Source organism: Burkholderia sp. AU45388, from assembly GCF_030481585.1.
GTDB classification, from domain to species: domain Bacteria; phylum Pseudomonadota; class Gammaproteobacteria; order Burkholderiales; family Burkholderiaceae; genus Burkholderia; species Burkholderia sola.
The window spans coordinates 23,436-40,149 of sequence record NZ_JAUJPV010000024.1; the positions used below are offsets into that span (position 1 = coordinate 23,436).

At 65.7% G+C, this 16,714-nt stretch carries 14 protein-coding genes, 1 tRNA gene and 1 pseudogene; 11 read left to right on the plus strand and 5 right to left on the minus strand.

Features of this window, described 5'->3' with window-relative positions; translation table 11 throughout:
- The first annotated feature begins 124 nt into the window (after positions 1-124).
- From QZM72_RS28780 to QZM72_RS28790, 3 genes are all read left to right on the plus strand, one after another.
- Positions 125-201 (plus strand) — tRNA-Pro (locus tag QZM72_RS28780).
- 140 nt (positions 202-341) lie between these two features.
- A complete protein-coding gene (bamC, locus tag QZM72_RS28785) occupies positions 342-1,550 on the plus strand; it encodes an outer membrane protein assembly factor BamC (RefSeq protein ID WP_089467291.1) in 1,209 nt (402 codons plus the stop codon).
- A 533-nt stretch (positions 1,551-2,083) separates the two neighbouring features.
- Positions 2,084-2,374, plus strand: a complete 291-nt coding sequence (locus QZM72_RS28790; RefSeq protein ID WP_301739769.1) for a putative quinol monooxygenase — start codon at positions 2,084-2,086, stop codon at positions 2,372-2,374.
- Positions 2,375-2,421: 47 nt separating this feature from the next.
- Here the strand turns inward: QZM72_RS28790 and QZM72_RS28795 are convergent, their stop codons facing one another.
- From QZM72_RS28795 to QZM72_RS28805, 3 genes are all read right to left on the minus strand, one after another.
- Positions 2,422-2,679 (minus strand): hypothetical protein, encoded by a 258-nt coding sequence (locus QZM72_RS28795; RefSeq protein WP_034184019.1) that lies wholly within the window; start codon positions 2,677-2,679, stop codon positions 2,422-2,424.
- A gap of 136 nt (positions 2,680-2,815) precedes the next feature.
- Complete coding sequence (locus tag QZM72_RS28800; RefSeq protein WP_089467292.1) at positions 2,816-3,091, minus strand: hypothetical protein; 276 nt, start codon at positions 3,089-3,091, stop codon at positions 2,816-2,818.
- A 221-nt stretch (positions 3,092-3,312) separates the two neighbouring features.
- Positions 3,313-4,029, minus strand: a complete 717-nt coding sequence (locus QZM72_RS28805; protein ID WP_301739802.1) for a YdcF family protein — start codon at positions 4,027-4,029, stop codon at positions 3,313-3,315.
- A gap of 160 nt (positions 4,030-4,189) precedes the next feature.
- Here QZM72_RS28805 and QZM72_RS28810 point away from each other — a divergent pair, with 160 nt between their 5' ends.
- Positions 4,190-4,507 (plus strand): hypothetical protein, encoded by a 318-nt coding sequence (locus QZM72_RS28810; RefSeq protein ID WP_089467294.1) that lies wholly within the window; start codon positions 4,190-4,192, stop codon positions 4,505-4,507.
- 186 nt (positions 4,508-4,693) lie between these two features.
- Here QZM72_RS28810 and QZM72_RS28815 read toward each other — a convergent pair whose 3' ends face one another.
- Together QZM72_RS28815 and QZM72_RS28820 are read right to left on the minus strand one after the other, a co-directional pair.
- Positions 4,694-4,945 carry a hypothetical protein gene (locus QZM72_RS28815; protein WP_301739770.1) on the minus strand — a complete coding sequence of 84 codons (252 nt, stop codon included), beginning with the start codon at positions 4,943-4,945 and terminating at the stop codon, positions 4,694-4,696.
- Between the two features lie 211 nt (positions 4,946-5,156).
- Positions 5,157-5,543 (minus strand): annotated as a pseudogene (locus QZM72_RS28820) (transposase); the annotation flags it as partial.
- A 431-nt stretch (positions 5,544-5,974) separates the two neighbouring features.
- Between QZM72_RS28820 and QZM72_RS28825 the strand changes: the two are divergent.
- The 7 genes from QZM72_RS28825 to infB all read left to right on the plus strand — a co-directional run bounded on the left by QZM72_RS28825 (position 5,975) and on the right by infB (position 16,620).
- Positions 5,975-6,877, plus strand: a complete 903-nt coding sequence (locus tag QZM72_RS28825) for a LysR family transcriptional regulator (protein WP_301739771.1) — start codon at positions 5,975-5,977, stop codon at positions 6,875-6,877.
- A gap of 75 nt (positions 6,878-6,952) precedes the next feature.
- Positions 6,953-8,155 (plus strand): pyridoxal phosphate-dependent aminotransferase, encoded by a 1,203-nt coding sequence (locus QZM72_RS28830; RefSeq protein WP_301739772.1) that lies wholly within the window; start codon positions 6,953-6,955, stop codon positions 8,153-8,155.
- 275 nt (positions 8,156-8,430) lie between these two features.
- Positions 8,431-9,441, plus strand: coding sequence for an SMC-Scp complex subunit ScpB (scpB, locus tag QZM72_RS28835; protein ID WP_089467298.1), 1,011 nt, complete (start codon positions 8,431-8,433; stop codon positions 9,439-9,441).
- A 60-nt stretch (positions 9,442-9,501) separates the two neighbouring features.
- Positions 9,502-11,226 carry a 23S rRNA pseudouridine(2605) synthase RluB gene (rluB, locus tag QZM72_RS28840; RefSeq protein WP_301739773.1) on the plus strand — a complete coding sequence of 575 codons (1,725 nt, stop codon included), beginning with the start codon at positions 9,502-9,504 and terminating at the stop codon, positions 11,224-11,226.
- Positions 11,227-11,676: 450 nt separating this feature from the next.
- Positions 11,677-12,135 (plus strand): ribosome maturation factor RimP, encoded by a 459-nt coding sequence (gene rimP / locus QZM72_RS28845; protein ID WP_006476167.1) that lies wholly within the window; start codon positions 11,677-11,679, stop codon positions 12,133-12,135.
- Positions 12,135-13,610, plus strand: coding sequence for a transcription termination factor NusA (gene nusA / locus QZM72_RS28850; RefSeq protein WP_059499058.1), 1,476 nt, complete (start codon positions 12,135-12,137; stop codon positions 13,608-13,610). The genes rimP and nusA overlap by 1 nt, the downstream gene beginning before the upstream one ends.
- A 91-nt stretch (positions 13,611-13,701) precedes the next feature.
- Positions 13,702-16,620 carry a translation initiation factor IF-2 gene (gene infB, locus QZM72_RS28855; protein ID WP_089467300.1) on the plus strand — a complete coding sequence of 973 codons (2,919 nt, stop codon included), beginning with the start codon at positions 13,702-13,704 and terminating at the stop codon, positions 16,618-16,620.
- The last annotated feature ends 94 nt before the right edge of the window (positions 16,621-16,714 follow it).

Sequence of the window (16,714 nt, forward strand, 5' to 3'; positions counted from 1 at the left end):
GCGGGAGCGGTGCCGCAGATTGCTTGCATCGCTGCGATCGCGCCAAAAAATTTCACGAGAACATGCACAAAATGCATGCGACCCGTTCTAAATCGGGAAACTGTCTGTTATAATTTTTTTCTTTCGGGGCGTAGCGCAGCCTGGTAGCGTACCTGCATGGGGTGCAGGTGGTCGGAGGTTCAAATCCTCTCGCCCCGACCAGACAAGAACCCGCGTCAGTTCAAGCTGACGCGGGTTTTTTCTTGGCCGTCGCTTTTTTGCACATCGCAGCGCGGCCCCGGTAAAATGCAAGGTTGATCCACGGAAAGCGCCGTGATTTAGCGGAAGAGGATTCCCCGAACATGACTGATCTTCGTCTTACCATGCGGTTCGCTGCAGTGCTCGCCACCGGCGCGCTCGTCGCCGGTTGCGGTACGTCGTCGCCCACGAAAGTGGACTACAAGAGCGATTCGAAATCGAAGGAAGCGTCGCTCGCAGTGCCGCCCAACATGCTCGACGAGACGGCCGATCAGCGTTCGCTGCCGCCCCAGGGCGGCGCGACTTCCCTGTCCGCGCTCAAGCAGGTCCAGCAGGCCGCGCCGGCGCTGGACACCGTCGCGCCGGCCGTGGCCGGCATGCATATCCAGCGCGACGGCACCGAAAGCTGGCTCGTGATCGACGGCAAGCAACCGGCCGCCATCTGGCCGCAGGTTCGCCGTTTCTGGCAGGAGCAGGGCTTCCTGCTCGTCGTCGACCAGCGCGACAAGGGCGTGATGGAAACCGACTGGAACGAAACCCATCCGCAGATCAACGACGGCCTGATTCGCAGCGTGATCTCGAAGGCGATGGGCAATTCGTACGTGACGGCCGAGCGCAACAAGTACCGTACGCGTCTCGACTCGGCGCCGAACGGCGGCACCTACGTGTTCATCAGCCAGAAGGGGATGCGCGAGGCGATCACCGGCGCGAACAACGATTCGAGCAAGTGGGAGCCGAAGCCGAACGATCCGGCGCTCGAGACGGAATACCTGAAGCGGCTGATGGCCGTGCTCGCGCAGAACGAGCAGCGCGCGAAGAATGGCGAGCCGCCGATCGCGAACATCAAGGACAACGCGGTGCCGAAGGACAAGAAGGCCGATGCCGACGCGTCGTCGAAGGCCGCTGCGGCAATCGCCGCGCAGAACGTGTCGCGCACGTCGGCGCAAGGCAACGACGCGGCTGAAGCGGCCGTGCCGTCCGAAGTCACGCTCGGCGAGCCGTACGACCGGTCGTGGCTGCACGTCGGTCTCGCGCTCGATCGCGCGAACTTCACGGTCGACGATCGCGATCGCTCGAAGGGCCTGTATTTCGTGCGCTATGTCGATCCGAAGGATCTGAGCTCGGCCGAGCAGGGCTTCTGGAGCCAGCTGTTCCACGGCAAGAAGGAAAAGCAGGCGAAGCAGTATCGCGTCAACGTGAAGGCGCTCACGGCCGACCAGACGCGCGTCGCGGTTGTCGACGATGCGGGTGCGATCGACACGTCGTCGCCGGCTCGCCAGATCATGGGGTTGCTCGTGAATCAGCTCCGCTGATCCCGGCGTTTCCCGCACCCTCGAAAAGCCCGCCTTCGGCGGGCTTTTTTCATGGTCGCTCGGCAGCGTGGGCGATTGTGCGGGTGGTTCGGCTTAGCCTCGTGACGTTACGTAACGTCCGGGCGTTACGACGACAGAACACGTGTCACATTGTCGCCGATCTTAAAAATTGTCCTTTCAAATCAACGGAATGTCGCGCATGTCACGCCTGGCACGCAACCTGCTTTATAGGTTTGAATCGCTAGAACAGGGAGGTGGGCGTCAGCGTCCGGAGCGTGCGTCGCGTGCGCCGAACAACGGTCTCGACGCTTTCATATGCGGACGCGACAAGCGTCCGCGCAACAGATGACGATCCGCGCCAGCGTGCGGATCTCGATGGCCCCGTCGCCTATCCTCGTAGGGCGACGGTTTCGCCCGCGCTTCTCTGAAGCGCGGGCTATTTTTTTGGCGCCATCGTCATGCCCTATCGGCGGAGCCGATGCGGGCTACGGGATTCGCGTATTCTCGGACTTTTTGGGATGACGGAGGCGGGAATGGCGGAAATTGCAGTCGTGGCGCTGATCGTGGCGAAACCCGGCGCGGAGGAAAAACTGCGCACCGCGCTCGAGGGAATCGTCGAGCCGACCCGCAACGAAGCCGGCGCATTACAGTACGACCTGCACCGGGATCTGAAGGAGCCCGAGCGGTTCGTATTCGTCGAGCGTTGGGAGAGCGAGGAGGCGTTGGCTGCTCATGCGCGTTCCGCGCATATTCTCGCTTATCGCGAAGCGGCCGCGGACTGGATCGAGCGTTCCGAAATCCGCGTGCTGTCGAAGCTCGTCTGAGCGTGAGCCGGGCGGGGCGACCGGACGTGTCCGGTCGCGGCAGCGCGTCAGTGCGACGTGCCGGGTACGTCCAGGATCAGGATGATCGTCCAGTCGGCGTCGCCGTCATGGTGATACTGGCGCTCGGCAACGATGAACGGTTGCTGCTTGCCTTGCGGGCCGAGGAACAGCACGTCGCCCTCCATCGGCAGGCACTCGATCGGCGGCAGCGCGAGGAACGCGTCCGCCGAGCCGCGGGGCATCAGTTGCTTGATCTGGCGAGTGGCGGCTTCGGTCCACTCGATGTCGAGTTGAATGTTGCTCATGCTGTCCTCCGCACCGGGGTGCGCACGGGTGGAAAATTTCGGTGCGCGACTTTAGCACAGCGCGCAGGCGCCGCAACCAAAAAAGCCGAACCCGGTTGCCCGGATTCGGCTTTTCGCTGGTGCGGTGCCGCCGAACTTACTGGCTGGCAGCGTCTGCAGCCTTCGCCTTCTTGGCGGCCTTCTTTGCTGCTGCCTTGTGATGCGCGCCCTTCTTGCCGTGGTGATGCTCTTCCTGCGCCGCCGGCTGAGCCGCTTCGGCCGCTTGTTGCTGTTGCAGCGCTTGTGCGCGCTGCTCGATCTCGGCAATCTTCGCCGGATCGGTGATGGTTTGGATCTGCGTGCTCTCTTGCGCATACGCTGCGCCAGTCAGCGCCGACATCGCTACCAGGATAGCCAGGGACGTCTTCTTCATTGCTTTACCTCCGCTAAGTGGTGATGAACCCGAGTGTTGCCGTTTCGTCTGGCGACTGCAGTCGAGTGCGTGTCGAGTGTAACAAAAGTGACGGATCAATGTGCACCGGATCGTCGCACGACGCAAGGCCCCGTTGAAGTCGCGCAACACTTCGCGCACGTCGTCACGCGTCTGCCATCCGGGGCGGTGGCGCGATTTTCGCGCCGGTTTTCTCGGTGTCGTCAAAACCAGCCGAGCCAGCGATACACGTGGAATTGCGCGATTCCCACCAGCTCGTGCAGCGCCTGGTTGGCGTTGACCACATTGCGCCAGCGCGGCAGCCAGCCCGTCTGCGCGCGTCGGAGATTCGCATAAACGGGCTGTGGGTCGATGCCGAAACGGCGGAAATCGAGCAGGGCCCGGCGCATCTGATACGACGACGTGACGAGAATGCGCGCGTCGTCATACTGTGAGCGTAGTATAGATGCGGTGAATTTCGCGTTTTCGTAGGTCGTGCGGCTGTTCGGTTCGAGCACGAGGTCGGCGGGCGCCACGCCTTGCGCGACGAGCTGGCGCCCATAGACGGCCGCCTCCGTGTCGCCGTGATGTTGCGGGTCGCCGCCCGACATCACGACGGTGCAGCGCGCGGCTTGCTGCCGGCACGTGCGATAGAGCGCCGCGACCTTGCGGATGCGCGCAGCGCCGTCGGGCGGTGGTTGCAATCCGGTGTCGGTGCGGTGCGTGCCGGCGCCGATGAGGATCAGCGTGGTGCGCCCATGCATGTCGGGGCGCTCGACCGGCGTGACGCCGGCCTCGGTCCAGGCGATCAGCGGCGCCGCGAGCCAGCCCGTCGCGAGCAGCCAGAACAGCGCCGCGGCGGCGATCGAAATGGCTCGACGCTGCTTGCGGCAGAGCATGAAAGCGGTGAAGAGAAGTACAAATGAATCGAACAGAATCAATTTGATTGGGGTATGGTGTCTTTTTATGGACGGCTGACGATACGGCCCTGACGCGATGCCGAACAACGTCGGCCTCCAGAACCGGTGGCGGTTTCGGCGGGCGGAGACCCCGCCCGGCGCGCCGCTTCGCATTGTCGCTGCACTTTAAGAAAGAATCGAGATGGCCACGTATTCCAACGAAGCGGTGCTCGACGCATTGAGACGAGTGCAGTACCGCCAGGTACCGTGGGCACGCCGCCCGGGCGTGTTCGAGTATCTCCGGTCGCTCGGGCTGATGGACACGGTCAGGCAGAAGACCGTCGCCCCCGCACCGGGCTTTCATGCCCCGGTCGACATTGCCATACTGACCGACAGCGGTCGAGCCGAATTCTCGCGCCTCGAGCAGGCCGAGAAATTACTTTCCTGGACTGATCGCCGCATGGACGACTACGCGTTGAGCGAAGCGAGCGCCGTGGCGATTCTCGAAAGCCGCCTGTAGCGGGCTTCATCCCTCCCAACACCACGTAGCTGCGATGCAAAAAAAAGCCCGTATCGCGAGGATACGGGCGTACCGGATACTTTTGCTGCTGCCACGCTGTGCTCATGGCAACGATGTGACTCGCCGCATGCGGCGCAGTTCCCCGATGCGGGCACTTTCTTTGGCGAAATCTCGAAACCGGCAGGACTACGGATGACGCGACATGCCCGGCGGCTGTGAGCCGATCCGCGCCCGCGCGTTGCTGGCGATGTCGCCGCGCAAGTCGCCGCGCGGCACGGTTTGCCGGCTGGCCGGGTTGGCGGCCGGGGGCTGGCGGAGGCTGTTGCGGTGATCCTGCTGGCGATGGGGCGGCTTCACGCGATCGTCGGCATGGGTCGGAGCGGCGAGCGCCACGGAAACGACAATGCCGCATGCAGCGAGCAGTGACATTGTTTTCATGGCGGGGCTCCCTCTCAAGCCGTCCGTGCGGCCTGTTGATATGACGCTAAGGTAAGCGTGGGAGTGCAGGCTTGCTGTAAATATTGGTAAATAGATGTTTCGCGGCGCGACAACGGTAATCGACGGCAATGCATGCGACGCAACCAGGTCGCATCGCAGAAAGACGGCGGGCGGCCGAAGCCGCCCGATCGAGCATTCGTTACGCCATCTTGACGGGCGCGCGCCAGGATTCCGGATTGGTCCAGAAGGCGCCGCGCAGCCGGTCGCGGCTCGGCGGGGCGGGCGGCTTCGCCGCGCTTGCGCCGATGCGTCCGCGCAGCGAGATTTGCCGGCCGCTCGTGCCGAGTCGTTTCACGATTTCGGCGAGCGTGCCGTCAGCCTGCCATTCGTCGAAGCGGCGGCGGCAGGTCGGCGGGGACGGATAGCGGCCCGGCAGTTTCGACCAGCCTTCACCCGTCGACAGCACCCACAGCACGGCGTTGACCACCGACCGGGCTTCCACGCGGGGACGGCCGCGCCGCTCACTGCGCGCGGGCTCCGAGCAAAACAGACCCTCGACCAGCGCCCACTCGTTATCTCTCAAATCGTCGAACAGCATCATGTCCTCACCTCAGCGAAGCTAACTCCGGTGCGCTGCCCTGCGCCGCGCACTCTTCAAGCACTCGATCGTCGAGTGCCGGGTGGGGGCGTCCGGTTGGCCGGCAGCGGCGTTTCTGCTCTTCCGTCCGACGTAACCTGCACCCTGTGCGCAAGGTAATGCACGAAGCGTGCCATGTCGGAGGTGAATCCCTCGAGAGCCGCTTGGCAGCGAGCTAACGGCTAAGTCAGCTAGGGGCGTATAAGACGCCAAAATAACCCGTCAGCAAATCGGGACAATCACCAATCTTGTGCAATTCGCCCATGTCACGTGCGTTTGCGAATCTATTGCACCGCAGCGAAACATGGACGGCGGGGGCCGGATTCGCTCACCCCGGACGGCGTCGCACATTAGAATCACGCATCGATATCGGCGATTGATGAGGTCGGGACATGAACGTTACGCTGCGCCAGCTTCGCGTGTTCATCGAGGTCGCGCGGCTCAAGAGCTTCAGTCGGGCGGGGGACGAGATCGGGCTTACGCAGTCCGCGGTCAGCCGTTGCGTGCGTGAGCTCGAGGCCGAACTCGGGTTGAAGCTGATCGACCGGACGACCCGCGACGTGCAACTGACCGACGTCGGCGGAAACCTGATCGCGAGCGTGTCGCGCCTGCTCGACGATCTCGACGACACGCTGCGCGAGATTCGCGAGATTGGCGAGCAGCGTCGCGGGCGCGTGATCGTCGCGGCAAGCCCGACGATCGCATGCAGGTTGATGCCGCGCGTGGTGGCGTCGTGCGAGCGCCAGTTCCCGTTCGTGACGCTCGGCCTGCGCGACGACGTACAGAGCGACGTGCTGCGCAAGGTGAAGTCGAGCGAAGCCGACTTCGGCGTCGTGATCGGGCCGCTGACGGTCGGCGATCTCGTCTGCGAGCCGCTGATGACCGATTCGTTCTGCCTCGTCGCGCGCGCCGACCATCCGCTCGCGGCGCGGGCCGAGGTGCCGTGGACGGCCCTGGACGGCGAGCGCCTGGTGCTGCTCGATCATGCGTCGGGCAGCCGGCCGCTGATCGATGCGGCGCTGGCCACGCATCGCGTCAACGCGACGGTCATGCAGGAGCTCGGGCATTCGGCGACCGTGTTCGGGCTGGTCGAGGCCGGTGTGGGCGTGAGCGTGCAGCCGTGGCTGTCGCTGCCGCTACCCGCCGGCTCGACGCTCGTCGCGCGGCCGCTCACGCCGCGCACCGAACGCACCGTCGAGCTGGTGCGCCGCCGCGACCGGTCGTTGTCGCCCGCCGCGCAGGCGATCTGGGAGCTGGTGCGGCAGATGCCGGCGCGGGCCGAGGATCTCGACTGACGCGCATCGGCGTGCGCTGGTCCGGCTTGCCGGCCGGTACACTACGCGGATCGTGTTCCTCGGTGGTGGCTCTCGATGACGCATTCCGAAGGTTCTTTCCCGGCGAACGACGTGCCGGCGGCGCGCACCGCGGTGCACGCGCTGCGCCCGTCGCTGATCCGCGAGGTCGCGAACGCCGGCTTCGGCGTGCCGGACATGCTGCCGTTCTGGTTCGGCGAATCCGATCGCGTGACGCCGGCCTTCATCCGCGACGCCGCGGCGGCGGCGCTGCGCGATGGTGCGACGTTCTACACGCACAATCTCGGCACCGCGCCGCTGCGCGACGCGATCGCGGCCTACGTCGGCGCGCGTCACGGCGCGACGGCGGCCGACACGGTAGCCGTGACGAGTTCGGGCGTGAGTGCGCTGATGCTGGCCGCCCAGATGCTGGTCGGGCCGGGCGAGCGTGTCGTCGCGGTCACGCCGCTGTGGCCCAATCTCGTGGAGATTCCCAAGATTCTCGGCGCGCAGGTCGATTGCGTGCCGCTCGACTACGGCGACGCGGGCTGGCAGCTCGATGTCGGTCGGCTGCTCGCGGCGCTGACACCCGATACGCGGATGCTGCTGATCAACTCGCCGAACAACCCGACCGGCTGGACGATGTCGCGCGACGATCAGCAGGCCGTGCTCGCCCATTGCCGTCGTCACGGCATCTGGCTGGTCGCCGACGAGGTGTATGAGCGGCTTGCATTCGACGAGGGCGGCGCGCCGTCGTTTCTCGACATCGCGTCTCGCGACGAGCGCGTCGTGGTCGTGAATTCATTCTCGAAAGCATGGGCGATGACGGGCTGGCGGCTCGGATGGCTGATTGCGCCGGCGTCGGTGATGGGCGATTTGTCGAAGCTCGTCGAATACAACACGTCGTGTGCGCCGGGCTTCGTGCAGGCAGCGGCCGAGGTCGCGTTGCGCGACGGCGAGCCGTTCGTGCGGTCGTTCGTCATGGCGCTGCGCGATGCGCGCGACCACCTGGTCGCCGCGCTGCGGACGCTGCCGGGCGTCGAGGTGCCGCCTCCGCCGGGCGCGATGTACCTGTTCCTGCGGCTGCCGGGCGCGGCCGACAGCCTCGCGTTCTGCAAGACGCTGGTGCGCGACGCGGGGCTCGGCCTGGCGCCCGGGCGCGCGTTCGGCCCGGAGGGAGAAGGGTTCGTGCGCTGGTGTTATGCGTGCGATCCGGCGCGGCTCGACGCGGGCGTCGAGCGGCTGCGCCGGTTCCTGGCGCATGGCGCGGGCGTCCGCTGAAGCGGGGACGGAGCGGGCGCGCCGGCCGGGCGGCGGCCTGTTCCGCTCATCTTTACGCACCGGGCAATTTTGCGTAATATGGCGCTCAGTCACGCGGTTCCGTCGTTGAGCCGTGCTGTTCCGTCCGGTTTGGGCCTGGCCTGAAGTTGTTGGTTCGCCGCCCCCGGTTCGTGCTCCCATCAATATGACCGATCAGAATCGGGCGAGCGCGTCTTCCGTTCCTTTCGTCTGTTTGTTGATCCGGTTCGTTTGACCACAGGGTCTGGCCTAGCTGCATGAATACCCAAGAGGCGAAGATCGTCCTCGAGACTGCTTTGATCTGCGCGCAGGAACCGCTGAAGCTCGGCGATTTGCGCAAGCTCTTTGCCGACGGCGTGTCGGCTGACACGGTCCGCACGTTGCTCGAAGATCTGAAACAGGATTGGTCCGGTCGCGGTGTCGAACTGGTGGCGCTGGCGACCGGATGGCGCTTTCAGAGCAAGCCGGCGATGCGTCATTATCTGGATCGCCTGCATCCCGAGAAGCCGCCGAAATATTCGCGCGCGGTGCTCGAAACGCTCGCGATCATCGCGTACCGGCAGCCCGTCACGCGCGGCGACATCGAAGAGATTCGCGGCGTCACGGTCAATACGCAAGTGGTCAAGCAACTCGAGGACCGCGGCTGGATCGAGGTGATCGGTCATCGCGACGTGCCGGGGCGTCCGGCGCTGTATGCGACGACCAAGCAGTTTCTCGACGATCTCGGCCTGAAGGCGCTCGACGACCTGCCTGCGCTCGAAGAGCCGGCCGCGAACATCGAGGCCGCGCTGCTCGCGCAGCAGGCGATGGATTTCGATGGCGACATGCCGGCGGCCGACGTGCCGCAGGCGCTGGCGGATGAAGCGCCCGCCGGCGAGTCGGCCGAAGAAGGGGCCGACGTCGCGTCGACGCAGGAAATTCCGAGTCGCGATACGCTCGATGCTGATCGTGGGCAAGCGGAGCAGACGGAACGGGTGGGCACCGAAGCAGTGCCGACCGATGTGCAGCCCGAGCCGCAGCGTGCGGATTGGAGCGAGGAAGATCGCAAGCCGGCCGCCGAAGCGGCTGCCGGAGACGGGGCGGAAGCGGCCGGCGACATGTCCGGCGAGGCCGATCAGGCCGACGCCTCCCGTGCCCGTCCTGCGGACGACGAGACGCTGGACGACACGTCCGACAGTCTCGCGGATGCCGTACGAAGCGCCAGTGCGCCCATCGGCGCCGACGCGCTTCCGGACGACGAAGCAGAACCCGAACAGCGTCGCGCCTGATCGCGGCCAACTTCTTGCCGCGCCCGCGCCGGGCGCGAGACCTGACATTTTGAGGTTGTTTTGACAGATATCCACGATATTGAATCGTCCGCGCCTGCCGTGCAGGCAGCGCGTGCCGACGATGCGCCGGAGCAGGATGCTTCGGCCGCGGGTGGCGACGAGCGTCCCCGCCGCGGTCTGCGGCGCGGCCCGCGTAGCCTGATCGCGCGGCGTCGCGCGGCGGCCAAGTCGAAGGGCGCCGAAGGCGAGCAGCCGGGCGCCGAGGGTGCGGAGGCGCAGCCGGCCGACGCTGCCGACGCGCAGCCGGCCCGTGCGCCGCGCAAGGAAGGCGCGGCCAAGGGCGGTCGCAAGCCGGCCGCCAAGCGCGAAGGCGCGGCCAAGGGCGGGCAGGGCGGCCAGGGCCGTCGCGGTGCGCCGAAGGCCGAAGGCGGCCCGGCGAAGGCAGCGGACGGCGATGCGTCCCAGGACGAACTGTTCGCATACGTGACGTCGCCCGCCTTCGACGCGGACAACTCCGCGGGGGGGGGCGGCGTACGTGCGCCGATGCTGCGCCGCGGCCGCGCCCAGCCCGCGAACAAGCGCGTGCTGTCGCCGGACGACGACGCGCCGAAGCTCCACAAGGTGCTGGCGGAAGCGGGCATGGGTTCGCGCCGCGAAATGGAAGAGCTGATCGTCGCCGGCCGCGTGTCGGTAAACGGCGAGCCCGCGCACATCGGCCAGCGGATCATGCCGACCGACCAGGTGCGGATCAACGGCAAGCCGGTCAAGCGCAAGCTGCCGAACAAGCCGCCGCGCGTGCTGCTGTATCACAAGCCGACGGGCGAGATCGTCAGCCACGCGGATCCGGAAGGCCGTCCGTCGGTGTTCGACCGTCTGCCGCCGATGAAGACGGCGAAATGGCTTGCAGTGGGCCGTCTCGACTTCAATACCGAAGGTCTGTTGATGCTGACGACCTCGGGTGATCTCGCGAACCGCTTCATGCATCCGCGTTACAGCGTCGAGCGCGAGTACGCGGTGCGTGTGGTCGGCGAGCTGGCCGAAGGCATGCGGCAGAAGCTGCTGCACGGCGTCGAGCTCGACGACGGTCCGGCGAATTTCCTGCGCATCCGCGATGGCGGCGGCGAAGGCACGAACCACTGGTATCACGTCGCGCTGGCCGAGGGCCGCAACCGCGAAGTGCGCCGGATGTTCGAGGCGGTCGGCCTGATGGTGAGCCGGCTGATCCGTACGCGTCACGGCCCGATTCCGCTGCCGCGCGGCCTGAAGCGTGGCCGTTGGGAAGAGCTCGACGACGCGCAGGTGCGCAAGCTGATGGCGACCGTCGGCCTGAAGGCCCCGACCGAGGAAAAGGGCAAGCGCGGCGGCGCCGGTCCGACCGAGCGTCGCCAGCCCGATCCGATGGAGACGTCGATGGGCTTCATCAGTCGCGAGCCGGTGCTGACGACGCATGGGCAACTCGACCAGCCGCGTCGCGGCGGTGGCCGACGCGGCGGGCCGGGCCTGCCGGGCCTGAGCGGCTACGGCAGCCTGCCGGTCACGCCGTCGGGTTACGGCAATCGCCCGGGCGGGGGCCGTGATGGCAACCGCGCGGGCGGCGGTCGCGATGTCGACGGCAATCGCGCGTCATATGGCGCAGGCCCGAAGCGCGATGGCGCGGGCGGCAAGCGCGGCGGCAGCAAGGGCGGCGGCAATCGCAATCCGAACGGCAATCGTGGCGAAGGCGCCGGCAACGGCGGCCCGCGCGGCGGTCAGCGTCCGCAGCGCAGTCGTACGCGCAGCCGCTGAGCGTCTATTAATTGATTGGCGTGCGGCGGCGCTACGCCGCCGATTCGTCGGCTGGCCGGCGTCCGGCCGGTCGGGGCGATCGGCGCATTGCGTTGGCGGGTTTGGCTGCATCCATGTCGCGTGCCGCGACAGCGATGATCACCGGTGCGGTAGGGTGTTACCGGTCGATCGGGCAGCTCGATTTCGCATTTTCGGTCCGTAAAGGCCGCCGGCGCGCTGCTGTTACCGGCTGGCTTGGCGTTTGCGCCAAAAATCGCTATAATCGCGGAGTCGCTGGGCGTACGGATTCAATGTGCGGCTCAGGTGCGACCACCAGTAAGAAGATGGGCGTTCCGCCCATTTTTTTTTGCTGAAACGGTTTGGCATCTCGGGTAGCGCTTCCTGCGCCGGCTAAGGCGCGCGCCCGCGGGTGAATCGCGAGCGGCGGGCGCGAACACCTGAGAGGACACTGTGCAACTGACGGAACTGATAGAAACCACGGTCACCGGGCTCGGCTACGAGCTGGTGGAACTCGAGCGCACCGGGCGCGGCATGCTTTGCATCTATATCGATCAGCCTGCCGGCATCTCGCTCGAAGATTGCGAAAAGGTTACGCGTCAGCTCCAGCACGTCTTGACGGTCGAAAACATCGATTACGAACGGCTCGAAGTCTCGTCCCCGGGGCTCGACCGCCCGTTGAAGAAGCTGGCCGACTTCGAGCGCTTCGCCGGCAGCGAAGTTTCCGTGACCTTGAAAAAGCCGCTGGACGGGCGCAAGACGTACCGGGGCATTCTGCACGCGCCGAACGGCGAAACGATCGGTTTGGAATTTGAGGGGAAGAAGGGCGAGGCAGCCATGCTGGATTTCACGCTGGCCGATATCGACAAAGCCCGCCTGATTCCGCAAGTTGACTTTAGGAGCCGCAAATAATGAGTCGCGAAGTGTTGATGCTGGTGGATGCGCTGGCGCGCGAGAAAAACGTCGACAAGGATGTGGTGCTGGGCGCCCTCGAGGCTGCGCTCGCGTCCGCTTCCAAGAAGCTGTTCGACGAAGGCGCCGAAATCCGCGTCCATATCGATCGCGAAAGCGGCGAGCACGAAACCTTCCGTCGCTGGCTCGTCGTGCCCGACGAGGCAGGCTTGCAGGAGCCGGATCGCGAGATCCTGCTGTTCGAAGCACGTGAGCAGAATCCCGACGTCGAAGTCGGCGAGTATGTCGAGGAACCCGTTCCGTCGATCGAATTCGGTCGCATCGGCGCGCAGGCCGCGAAGCAGGTGATCCTGCAGAAGGTGCGCGACGCGGAGCGCGAGCAGATCCTGAACGACTACCTCGAGCGTGGCGAAAAGATCATGACGGGCACGGTGAAGCGCCTAGACAAGGGCAACTTCATCGTCGAATCGGGTCGTGTCGAGGCGCTGCTGCGCCGCGACCAGTTGATCCCGAAGGAAAACCTGCGCGTGGGCGACCGCGTGCGTGCATATATCGCGAAGGTCGACCGCACCGCGCGCGGCCCGCAAATCGAACTCTCGCGCACGGCGCCCGAGTTCCTGATGAAGCTGTTCGAGATGGAAGTGCCGGAAATCGAGCAGGGCCTGCTCGAGATCAAGGCGGCCGCCCGCGACCCGGGCGTGCGCGCGAAGATCGGCGTCATCGCGTACGACAAGCGGATCGATCCGATCGGCACCTGCGTCGGCATCCGCGGTTCCCGCGTGCAGGCCGTGCGCAACGAGCTCGGTGGCGAAAACATCGACATCGTGCTATGGTCGGAAGATCCCGCCCAGTTCGTGATCGGCGCGCTCGCGCCGGCAGCCGTCCAGTCGATCGTCGTCGATGAAGAAAAGCATTCGATGGACGTCGTCGTCGACGAGAACGAGCTGGCTGTCGCGATCGGCCGCAGCGGTCAGAACGTGCGCCTTGCCGGCGAACTGACCGGCTGGCAGATCAACATCATGACGCCGGATGAATCCGCGCTGAAGCAGGGCGAAGAGCGCGACCGGCTGCGTGCGCTGTTCATGGCGCGTCTCGACGTCGACGAAGAAGTTGCCGACATCCTGATCGACGAAGGCTTCACGAGCCTCGAAGAAATCGCGTACGTGCCGCTCAACGAAATGCTCGAAATCGAGGCGTTCGACGAGGACACCGTGCACGAACTGCGCAACCGCGCACGCGACGCGCTGTTGACGATGGCCATCGCGAACGAAGAAAAGGTCGAGAACGCAGCGCTGGATCTCAAGAGCCTCGACGGCATCACGCCGGAGCTGCTCGCGAAGCTGGCCGAACACGGCGTGCAGACGCGCGACGATCTCGCCGAACTGGCTGTAGATGAACTGGTCGACATGACCGGAATGGAAGAGGATGCCGCTAAGGCGTTGATCATGAAAGCACGTGAACATTGGTTCCAGTGAGAAATGACCATGGCGCACTGATTTGATGGCGGCCGTATGGCCTGACCCGATGCTAACCGCAAGGAATCGGTCCTTGCACTAAGAGGAATGAATGGCGAGTAACAACGTAGCCCAATTTGCCGCGGAACTGAAAATGCCTGCTGGTGTGCTGCTCGAACAGCTGCAGGCAGCGGGCGTCCAGAAAGCGAGTGAAGACGATGCGCTGTCCGAAGCGGACAAGGCGCGTCTGCTCGATCATTTGCGCAAGTCGCACGGCGCAACCGACGGCGACAAGCGCAAGATCACGCTGACCCGCAAGCATACGTCGGAGATCAAGCAATCTGACGCGACGGGCAAGGCTCGCACCATTCAGGTCGAGGTCCGCAAGAAGCGTACGTTCGTCAAGCGCGACGACGTGGCAGAAGGTGCGGAACCGGGTCAGGCGCAGGTCGCCGAAGCGGACGACGATGCAGAACTGAAGCGTCGCGAGGAAGAGGCGCGCCGCGAGGCCGAGCTGCTCGAGAAGCAGGCGCAGGAACTGCGCGAGCGCCAGGAACGCCTGGAGCGCGAGGAAGCCGAACGCCGTGCCCGCGAGGAAGCGGCCGAGGCCGAGCGCCGTCGCGCCGAGGAAGAAGCGGCGACGAAGCGTGCCGCCGCGGAAGCCGCCGCGGCCCAGCAGCAGGCGGCAGCGCAGCAGGCTGCTGCTGCCGAGCAGGAAACGGCGCCGACGCAGTCCGCGCAGGACGAAGCACGCGCGGCCGCCGAACGCGCGGCCCAGCGCGAAGCGGCGAAGAAGGCCGAGGACGCTGCCCGCGAGGCAGCCGACAAGGCGCGCGCCGAGCAGGAAGAGATCAGCAAGCGTCGCGCGGCGGCGGAAGCCGAAGCACGCGCGATCCGCGAAATGATGAACACGCCGCGCAAGGCCGTGGTCAAGGCAGTCGAGCCGCCGAAGCCGGTCGAGCCGCCGAAGCCGGCTGAAGCGAAGGGCACGCTGCACAAGCCGGCGAAGCCGGAGGGTGCGCAGGCGCGTCCGGCCGTGAAGAAGCCGGCCGGTGCGGCGGCTCCGGCTACCACGCAGGCGCCGGCAGGTGCGGGTGACCGCAACAAGAAGCCGGGCGCAGGCAAGGGCGGCTGGCAGGACGACGCATCGAAGCGCCGCGGCATCAAGACGCGCGGCGACTCGAGCGGCGGCGTCGACCGCGGCTGGCGCGGCGGCCCGAAGGGTCGCGGCCGTCACCAGGACAGCTCGACGTTCCAGGCGCCGACCGAACCGATCGTTCGCGAAGTGCACGTGCCGGAAACCGTGTCGGTTGCCGATCTCGCGCACAAGATGTCGATCAAGGCCTCCGAAGTCATCAAGGTGATGATGAAGATGGGCCAGATGGTCACGATCAACCAGGTGCTGGACCAGGAAACGGCGATGATCATCGTCGAGGAATTGGGCCACCGCGCGGTTGCGGCGAAGCTGGACGATCCGGAAGCGCTGCTCGTCGAAGGCGAAACCGGTACCGATGCGGAGCAATTGCCGCGTCCGCCGGTCGTCACGGTGATGGGTCACGTCGACCACGGCAAGACCTCGCTGCTCGACCACATCCGCCGCGCGAAGGTTGCAGCGGGCGAAGCGGGCGGCATTACGCAGCACATCGGCGCTTACCATGTCGAAACGCCGCGCGGCGTCATCACGTTCCTCGATACGCCGGGTCACGAAGCGTTCACGGCAATGCGTGCACGCGGCGCTAAGGCGACGGACATCGTGGTGCTGGTGGTGGCAGCCGACGACGGCGTGATGCCGCAGACGAAGGAAGCGATCGCCCACGCGAAGGCGGGTGGCGTGCCGATCGTCGTCGCGATCAACAAGATCGACAAGCCGGACGCGAACCCCGATCGCGTCAAGCAGGAGCTGGTCGCGGAAGGCGTCGTGCCGGAAGAGTACGGTGGCGATTCGCCGTTCGTGCCGGTGTCGGCCAAGACGGGTGCGGGCATCGACGATCTGCTCGAGAACGTGCTGCTGCAGGCCGAAGTGCTGGAACTGAAGGCGCCGGTCGAAGCGCCGGCCAAGGGCATCGTGATCGAAGCGAAGCTCGACAAGGGTAAAGGCCCGGTCGCGACGATCCTCGTGCAGTCCGGTACGCTGAACCGCGGCGACATCGTGCTGGCGGGTACGGCCTACGGCCGCGTCCGTGCGATGCTCGACGAGAACGGCAAGCCGACGAAGGAAGCCGGCCCGTCGATCCCGGTCGAAATCCAGGGTCTGTCGGAAGTGCCGGGTGCGGGCGAGGAAGTGATCGTGCTGCCGGACGAGCGCAAGGCGCGTGAAATCGCGCTGTTCCGTCAGGGCAAGTTCCGCGACGTGAAGCTCGCGAAGCAGCAGGCCGCGAAGCTGGAAAGCATGCTCGAGCAGATGGGCGAAGGCGAAGTGCAGAACCTGCCGCTCATCATCAAGGCCGACGTGCAGGGTTCGCAGGAAGCGCTCGTGCAGTCGCTGCTCAAGTTGTCGACCGACGAAGTGCGCGTGCAGATCGTGCACAGCGCGGTGGGCGGCATCAGCGAAAACGACGTCAACCTCGCGACGGCATCGAAGGCGGTCATCATCGGCTTCAACACGCGTGCGGATGCTCAGGCACGCAAGCTGGCCGAGGCGAACGGCATCGATATCCGCTACTACAACATCATCTACGACGCAGTGGATGAGGTGAAGGCGGCGATGTCGGGCATGCTGGCGCCGGAGAAGCGCGAGGTCATCACCGGCATGGTCGAGGTGCGTCAGGTGTTCAAGGTACCGAAGATCGGCACGGTCGCCGGCTGTATGGTGACGGACGGTATCGTCAAGCGCTCGTCGTCGGTGCGCGTGCTGCGCAACAACGTCGTGATCTTCACGGGTGAACTCGAATCGCTGAAGCGCTTCAAGGACGACGTGAAGGAAGTGAAGCAAGGCTTCGAGTGCGGTATGTCGGTGAAGAACTTCAACGACATCGTCGAAGGCGACCAGTTCGAAGTCTTCGAAGTGACCGAAGTCGCGCGTACGCTGTAATCGTCGCGCATCGGCTCATGGGCGGGGCAGGCTTGGGCCTGTCCCGCCCATTTTCATGGTGGCGTGCCGAAAACGGCCGCTGCTTCATCCTGAT

What these genes read in the sequence shown, in the direction of transcription:
- bamC (WP_089467291.1), top strand. Translation starts at nt 342, where the DNA reads ATGACTGATCTTCGTCTTACCATGCGGTTCGCTGCAGTGCTCGCCACC.
- QZM72_RS28790 (WP_301739769.1), top strand. Translation starts at nt 2,084, where the DNA reads ATGGCGGAAATTGCAGTCGTGGCGCTGATCGTGGCGAAACCCGGCGCG.
- QZM72_RS28795 (WP_034184019.1), bottom strand. Translation starts at nt 2,679, where the DNA reads ATGAGCAACATTCAACTCGACATCGAGTGGACCGAAGCCGCCACTCGC.
- QZM72_RS28800 (WP_089467292.1), bottom strand. Translation starts at nt 3,091, where the DNA reads ATGAAGAAGACGTCCCTGGCTATCCTGGTAGCGATGTCGGCGCTGACT.
- QZM72_RS28810 (WP_089467294.1), top strand. Translation starts at nt 4,190, where the DNA reads ATGGCCACGTATTCCAACGAAGCGGTGCTCGACGCATTGAGACGAGTG.
- QZM72_RS28815 (WP_301739770.1), bottom strand. Translation starts at nt 4,945, where the DNA reads ATGAAAACAATGTCACTGCTCGCTGCATGCGGCATTGTCGTTTCCGTG.
- QZM72_RS28825 (WP_301739771.1), top strand. Translation starts at nt 5,975, where the DNA reads ATGAACGTTACGCTGCGCCAGCTTCGCGTGTTCATCGAGGTCGCGCGG.
- QZM72_RS28830 (WP_301739772.1), top strand. Translation starts at nt 6,953, where the DNA reads ATGACGCATTCCGAAGGTTCTTTCCCGGCGAACGACGTGCCGGCGGCG.
- scpB (WP_089467298.1), top strand. Translation starts at nt 8,431, where the DNA reads ATGAATACCCAAGAGGCGAAGATCGTCCTCGAGACTGCTTTGATCTGC.
- nusA (WP_059499058.1), top strand. Translation starts at nt 12,135, where the DNA reads ATGAGTCGCGAAGTGTTGATGCTGGTGGATGCGCTGGCGCGCGAGAAA.
- infB (WP_089467300.1), top strand. Translation starts at nt 13,702, where the DNA reads ATGGCGAGTAACAACGTAGCCCAATTTGCCGCGGAACTGAAAATGCCT.